The organism is Catenuloplanes japonicus (genome assembly GCF_000717135.1).
Lineage (GTDB): Bacteria > Actinomycetota > Actinomycetes > Mycobacteriales > Micromonosporaceae > Catenuloplanes > Catenuloplanes japonicus.
The window spans coordinates 21286-27992 of the sequence record NZ_JNXY01000052.1; the positions used below are offsets into that span (position 1 = coordinate 21286).

General features: G+C 70.9%; 6 protein-coding genes. 2 read left to right on the forward strand and 4 right to left on the reverse strand.

The annotated features are described in order from the left end of the window. Positions 1-412: 412 nt before the first annotated feature. The 3 genes from OP04_RS46735 to OP04_RS46745 form a co-directional block, all read right to left on the reverse strand. Positions 413-1762 carry a ferredoxin reductase family protein gene (locus tag OP04_RS46735; protein WP_085067338.1) on the reverse strand — a complete coding sequence of 450 codons (1350 nt, stop codon included), beginning with the start codon at positions 1760-1762 and terminating at the stop codon, positions 413-415. Between the two features lie 82 nt (positions 1763-1844). After that, positions 1845-3122 (reverse strand): hypothetical protein, encoded by a 1278-nt coding sequence (locus OP04_RS46740; protein WP_033346532.1) that lies wholly within the window; start codon positions 3120-3122, stop codon positions 1845-1847. Next, a complete protein-coding gene (locus tag OP04_RS46745) occupies positions 3119-4093 on the reverse strand; it encodes a hypothetical protein (RefSeq protein ID WP_157241296.1) in 975 nt (324 codons plus the stop codon). The genes OP04_RS46740 and OP04_RS46745 overlap by 4 nt, the downstream gene beginning before the upstream one ends. A gap of 129 nt (positions 4094-4222) precedes the next feature. Here OP04_RS46745 and OP04_RS46750 point away from each other — a divergent pair, with 129 nt between their 5' ends. Continuing rightward, complete coding sequence (locus OP04_RS46750; protein WP_157241298.1) at positions 4223-4501, forward strand: hypothetical protein; 279 nt, start codon at positions 4223-4225, stop codon at positions 4499-4501. Further along, entirely contained in the window at positions 4498-5100 is a 603-nt protein-coding gene (locus OP04_RS46755; RefSeq protein ID WP_051800137.1) for a hypothetical protein, read from the forward strand. Before OP04_RS46750 ends, OP04_RS46755 begins: the two co-directional genes overlap by 4 nt. Before the next feature lie 61 nt (positions 5101-5161). On the opposite strand, the gene OP04_RS46760 is transcribed toward OP04_RS46755, so the two are convergent. Further along, on the reverse strand, positions 5162-6707 hold a 1546-nt coding region (locus OP04_RS46760; protein WP_033346543.1), incomplete at its 5' end, for an FtsK/SpoIIIE domain-containing protein.

The following is a 6707-nucleotide window of genomic DNA, read 5'->3' on the forward strand; positions in this document are numbered from 1 at the left end:
CGGCTCTGCGCGGCAAATGCGGCTTACAGCTGAAACGCGGTTCGCGGGACTCGTATCTTCGACAGGGGCGCGAGCCTCAGCGCGTAACGATCGGGGTTCCGGCGCCGCCGCGGAGCCGACTCACCAGCCCTGTCCGGCCCGGCTCGGCCGCGGCTTGCGCCTTAGGACAAGGTGTACGTCCGCGGCTAGGCAACGAGCCGTGGGAGGTGTACGTGGCCAAGGGGCACTCGAACGTCGGCGACAAGCCGATGCTGGACGCCGCCGGCTGCTGCGCGGACACCACGGCGGCTGCCGAACCCGCACCGGCCGTGCCTGCGCCGGCCGCTTGTTGCTGACCGGTGCAGGCTCGGGCCGGTCGAAGCACCACACCGGTGGCCGAGTTACGGTGTGTCGCAGGGCTCCGCTGGAAGGCTCAGACCGCGAGGCGGAACGCCTCGATGTGCCGCTGCCGGGCCGGCACCCGCAGCACGCCGAGGCTCTGCGACACCGTGTCCGCCATCGCCGCCGGGCCGCACATGTACACGTCCCGCTCGGCGATGTCGGGCACCAGGCCGCGTAGCCCGTCCGGACTGAACGGCTGGTTCTCCTTGCTGGTGCGGCCGGTCAGCAGGTGCAGGCGGGCGCCGCGCCGGAGTGCCAGATCCCGCAGCTCGTCGATCAGGACCGCGTCCTCGGCGGTCCGGGCCCGGTAGAGCACGACGATGTCGCCGGACAGGTTCGGGTCCTCCAGCAGCGCGCGGATCGGAGTGATGCCGATGCCGCCGGCGATCAGCACCGCGTCCCGGCGGGTGCGACGCACGGTGGTCAGCGCGCCGTACGGCCCCTCGACGTACACGCGGGTACCGACCGGCAACTGCCGGAGGCCACGGCTGGTGTTACCGATCGCCTTCGCGGTCAGCCGCAGCGTGGATCCGTCCGGCGCCGCCGACAGCGACCACGGGTTGACCTGCCACCAGGAGTTGTATCCGGGGAAACGCCACCAGAAGAACTGTCCGGGCCGGGCGCGCAGCCGTTCCAGGTGGCGACCGGACACGTAGACCGAGACGGCCTGGTCGGTCTCGGAGACCACGGCGGACACCCGGAACCGGTGCCGGGCGTTACGGACCAGCGGTACGAACAGCCGGTTGGTCAGCAGTGCGCCGATGACGAAGGCCCACAGGCTCCACCAGTAGATCTTGGCGGGCAGGCTCGCGTTGAACGCGCTGCCCTCGTACACCTGATGCACCACCGCCAGCCCGAGCATCACGTAGACCAGCAGGTGTACGGCGTGCCAGGCCTCGTAGGACAGGTGCCGCCGGATCGCGCGGATCGAGGTGAGTGCCATCAGCCCGATCAGGCCGGCGGCGATCATGCCGAGCAGGACCGGCATCTGCCCGGCGAGGTTCTGGGCCTCGGCGAGGAACGAGATCTGGTCCAGTTGGGCGAAGCCCAGGATCACGAACGTCGGGTGGAGGATCACCAGCCAGAAGATGCTGAACCCGGTCCATCGATGCCAGTTGGTCAGCCGGTCCATGCCGATCCGTCGCTCGAGATACGGCACCCGGGCGATCAACAGGACCTGGAGGGCCATGACGAACGCGAGGTGCAGGCCGAAGATCCGGCCCCACGCCCCGAGCACGTTGTAGGCGGGCTTGGTCGGGTGGGCGGACATCCATTCGACCACCAGCAGATTCACGGCGACGACGGCCAGCAGCAGAAGCTGGGCCGTCCTGGCCGAGCCGACGCGGCGTTCGCGTGGCGGTGAGAGGGTCTGGGTCTGCATCGTGCACCTTTCTGTGGCCGGCCGAAGTCGGCCGGGGTGAACGTGTCTGGGGTCCGGGACTCGCGAGTCGTGCCGCCGGCCGTCATCGGGCGGGCGCGGTCACCGTCACACCGATCGTGGGCAGGCGTAGTGCGCCGTCCACCTCGCCGATCCAGCGCCAGTGCGCACCCGGCAGATCGCCGAGGACCACCGCCACCTGTCCGGTGCCGGGAGCGCAGGCGGCGAGCAGGAGGTCGGCGTCCGCGGCGGACGGCACCTCGCCGACCACGATCACGGAGGTCACGGCGCACCGGCGCGAGGCCAGTCGCACCATGCCGTCGTCGGTGCCGGCGGCGGGAGCCGGCGGGGGCAGTTCGGCGAGGGAGCGCAGCCGGGTGGCGTTCGCCGGCACGCCGACCGGTTCACCGCCGAGTCCGGCGACGGACAGCACCGGCACGTCCGGGCGGAACGTGGTCAGGTCGGTCAGCAGCGTGCGCACCACGTCGGCGGCGACACCGGCGGACCCGCCGATCGCGAGCACACCGTCGAGCCAGGTCAGGTCGACGAAGAGCGCGCCGTCCTCCCCACCACCGACCCGGACCAGGCATGGTGGGATCTGCCGTTCCGGCACCTCGACGGCCTTGGCGTCGCGGGGACGCGCCCAGATGCTCGTCGACACCGCACGCCACGGGGCGATCGGATCGCCGTCGGCGGTGACCCAGGCAGTGATCTCGCTGTCCGAGACCCGCAGGGCGTACACCTCGGTCTGGCCGGCGGACAGTTCGGCGGTCGCGTACCAGGCCTGTCGTGGGCCGTCCTGATCGGCGGCGAACTGGGCGACGAGCCCGGACCGCTCACGCAGCCGCTGCTGGATCTCGCGGTGTAGCCGGGCGTTCTCGGCCCGTAGCCGGCGGCGTTCCCGGAACCAGCGCAGCAGCCGCCGCCGGAAGAACACCCCGACCGTCAGCAGCGCCAGCAACAACGCCCCCAGCACGGAGAGCACCAGAGCCCAGGTGAAGTACGGCGTGCTGCCGGCATCCTCCGGTGTGTCGGCGCTGACTCTGCCCTGCCGGACGTCGGGCCCCGAGGCGTCGTCCGGCAGCCGCAGGATCCAGCCGGGCTCGAGCTCACCGGAGGCGGTCAGCGACTCGCCGCCGGGCTGTGGCCGGCCGATGTTCAGGTCGAGGATCTCCCCGGCCCGGTCCGGGTCCTGGAGCGTCCGTTGCGCGATCTGTGCGAGCGTGTCGGCACGCCCGCCGTTCTCGGCCGTGGTGCGGACCACCACGACATTGACGATCTCGTCGGCCGCGGCGGCCGGGTCCGGTGCGATGACCAGAGCAGCCAGCAGCGGGAGCAGCAGAAGGATGGCCCGCCGGATCATCGGGCCGCCGTCCAGCCCTGTGCCTCGGCGCTGGCGATGACCGTGCCCGCGCTCTTGTCGGCCGCGTTGCGATACAGCGGCGCGCCGTCCAGTGTCACCTGCTTCGTGCCGTCCTCGCGCCGTAGCCACCAGACACGTTTCTCGTCGATGCCCGTCACCGTGACGCGGCCGTCGTTCTTCGCGACGACCGGCTGCCAGAGCGTGCGGCAGGCGTCGGCGCAGTTGCTGGCGGGCGGATCGGTCTCGTCCCGGGCGTAGACGTAGAGCGTCGCGCCGTCGTCGTCGACGATGACGGGGCCGTCCTGGCTCTGCGCCTCGCTGATCCCCGCGGTGGCGTCCGGCTCGGCCGGCTTCGTGTCCTCGACTCCGACCAGGGTGTCGTTGGCGGTGCCGTCCGGCCGGAACGTGAACCACTTGTCGTCCAGCCCTTGGCCGTTGAACTCGCCGGGCACCGTGTCGTCGGCGAACCGGTATACCGGCCATCCGCCGATCGTGACCTGGACGCTGCCGTCGGGCCGGCGGATCGCACCGGCCCGCGCCTTGTCCAGGCCGTCCACGAAGACCCGGCCGCCGCTCTGGATCAGCACCGGAGGCCAGCGCAGCGCGCACTGGTCGACGCAGGTGGTGGCCGGCGGCTCGGCAGAGTCACCGGCGAACCGGTACAGGGCGAAGCCACGTACCTCGGTCACGGTGTCGCCGATGGCGGACTCGTTGACCGACAGTTGCACCCACTTCGCGGGCGGTGTCGCGGGTGCCGCCTCACCGGCGGGTGCGGACGCGGGCGTCTCGCCGCGGCCGTCGCCGGTCAGTCCGGCGCTCTGGGCCGGGGCGTCGACGAGCTGGATCTCGCCGTCGGCGACGGCGGCCGCCGGGGCGGGATCCGCCGGCTGTTCCGCGACGGGTGCGCAGGCAGCCAGCGCCGGGAGCACGACGAGCGCTACGGCCAAGGCGCGGGCTGTTGTCCGGGCCACGATGACACCTCCAGGGTGCGTTCGATTCGACAGGCAGGATCTGCACGAACGAACCCGGCAACGGGTTCGCGAGAGGTGTCCCAGGTCACATCTCCTGAACTGCCCGGGCCTGCCGGTCGTGCATCGCACATGGCCAGAGCAATCGTGATCCCCGGCGAGGATCTTCAAGACGCGGCGGACTCGATGCGTCGAGTCCTGCGCAACATCAACATCAAGCGCAGCGCAGCCGACTTCAATCAGGTGGTCGGTCCCCCGGTCCGCGACGCGGCGGAGAATTTCGAGGACCGCTGGGACTCGGGTCGAAAGCAGCTACGCGACGACTGCGAGGACATCATCGAGACGATCGACACGATCCTGCAGACGTTCACCTCTCTCGACAACCAGTCCGGCGACACCTTCGGAGCATGACCATGACCGCACCCGGATCATTCACGATCGAGGTCCCGGACACCTGGATCGACTACGACCTGGCGAACCAGGACTTTGCCCGCCAACGCCAGCAGATCATGGCGGCGATGAGCACCCGGGAGCAGCGCAGCGCCGCGGAGGACGCGATCCGGCAGGCACGCCGTCTGTTGCGGGCCGCGCGCCGGCAGGGAGCGGTCTCCGCGGCCGGCATGATCGCCCGGGACGGCGACGGGTTGCTGATGGCCTTCGTGGCGGTATTCGGCGTGACCATGCCCGACGGCGTCGACATGTCACTGACGGAGCTGGCCGGTCAGCTCGCCCGGCCGGCGCAGACCCACGGGCACGGCGCGCGCGCCGTCACCTCGGTCGTACTCCCGGGAATCGGCAGCGTCGCCCGGATCGTCGGCACCGAGATCGTCGCGCTGACCGACGAGACCTCGGCGGTGATGGCCGCCATGCACACCATCATCCCGTTGCCCGGACAGACCGGCTCCTACCTCGTGGTCAGCGGCATGAGTCCGAACCTGGCGCTGACCGAGCCGTTGTACGACATCTTCGACGCCATCACCGGCACATTCCGATTCGTCGGTCCCACCTGAGCCCGCCGGGGAGCATGCGAAGGGCCCGGTGACCATCATGGTCACCGGGCCCTTCCTCATCTCACTCCGCCCGCGGCACCTGCACCGCGGTCAGCACACCATCGCCCAGGTGCAGGTAGGCCCGGCCCGGATTGCCGGACTGACCGATGATGCCGCGCGGGATGCGCAGGCCGATCAGCTCGCCGTCAGTGATGCTCTGCGGCGCGATCAGCAGACCCGACCGGTTCCGCTTGAGCTGGGTCAACCAGCCGGCCAGACCGAGGCTCAACGCCTCCGCGTTACCCGCGACCACCAGGCCCCATCCGTTGCCGGCCGCACCACGTGCCAGCGTGTTGAGGTCACCGTCGATGTCCGACTGCGCGAGCAGCTCCGCGTCGTCGACGATCACCGCGCCGGTGTCCTGCGGCATGCTCTGCAGCATCTTCCGGAAATCCGTAGCCGCGACACCCGCGTCCTGGACCACCGCGCTCACGCCCGGCAGACCGGCCAGATCACGCAGCGGCGACCGTCGGGGCGCCACCACCAGGATGCCGGTCCCCCGCTCCAGCAGCGACCGGGCCACCGTCAGCAACGCCGTGCTGCGACCGGACCGAGGTGGGCCACCGATCGCGAAGGTCGGAATGTCCGCGAGATCCGGTCCGAGCGGCACCACCTCGTCGCCGCCCACACCCACGAACGCGGTCAGCGGCCGGGCACCGGCCGGGGCCGAACGGCTGACCTCGGCGTAGGTGACGAGATCCGGCAACGCCACGAACCGGCGCGGCCTGGCCGCCACCGGAACCCCGGCGTCACGGTCGCAGATCCGGCGGGCCCCCTCGGCCAGCACGGCCGCCTGGCCCTGACCCGAGGTGTCCGGACCCAGCACCGCGATCTGCGCCTCCGCATTGTCGCCGAGCCTGATCGCCCGCCCCGGTGTCTGCTCCGGGGGCACATCCTTGCTGTTCAGACCGACCATCGAATAGTCGGTGCGGTCGTTGAGCCGCAGCACCAGCTTCTCCTCGGTGGCACCGGCGAACCGGCTGGCACCAAGCACCTTGTCGCCCGCCAGGATCACGTGCACACCGACGCCGGCACCGTCACGCAGCAACCGTGCCAGCCGATCCAGATAGCTGCCGTTGTCGTAGGTGGCGAAGTCGCGCTCGAACACCTCGAACCGGTCGACCATCAGGAACAGGTGCGGCAGCCGCTGCCCGGCCGCGGCACCGCGCCGCTGCTCGGTCAGGTCCGCCACACCCCGCTCGCCGAACATCGCCTGCCGGCGGGTCAGCTCCGTGGTGAACCAGCCCAGCATCCGGTCCAGGCGTTCCACCTGGAGCCGATCCACGACCGCACCGCAGTGCGGCAGGCCGGCCAGCGGGAGCAGCGCACCATTGCCGCAGTCGATCGCGTACAGATGCAGGTCAGCGGTCGAGTGACGGTTGGACAGCGCGGCCGCCAGCGTGCGCAGGGTCTGCGAACGGCCGCTCCGGCTCGATCCGATGATGAACAGGTGACCGGTACGGTCGGCGTCGAACAGCAACGGTTCGCGACTCTGCGCGGCCGGCAGGTCGACCATCCCGTACGCTACCGCCCCCAGATCACCGGGCACCCCGGCGGCCGGCGGCCGT

Bases quoted from the DNA above. Each gene is read 5' to 3' on its own strand.
- OP04_RS46735 (WP_085067338.1), bottom strand. From the start codon at position 1,762: ATGCAGACCCAGACCCTCTCACCGCCACGCGAACGCCGCGTCGGCTCG.
- OP04_RS46740 (WP_033346532.1), bottom strand. From the start codon at position 3,122: ATGATCCGGCGGGCCATCCTTCTGCTGCTCCCGCTGCTGGCTGCTCTG.
- OP04_RS46750 (WP_157241298.1), top strand. From the start codon at position 4,223: ATGGCCAGAGCAATCGTGATCCCCGGCGAGGATCTTCAAGACGCGGCG.
- OP04_RS46755 (WP_051800137.1), top strand. From the start codon at position 4,498: ATGACCATGACCGCACCCGGATCATTCACGATCGAGGTCCCGGACACC.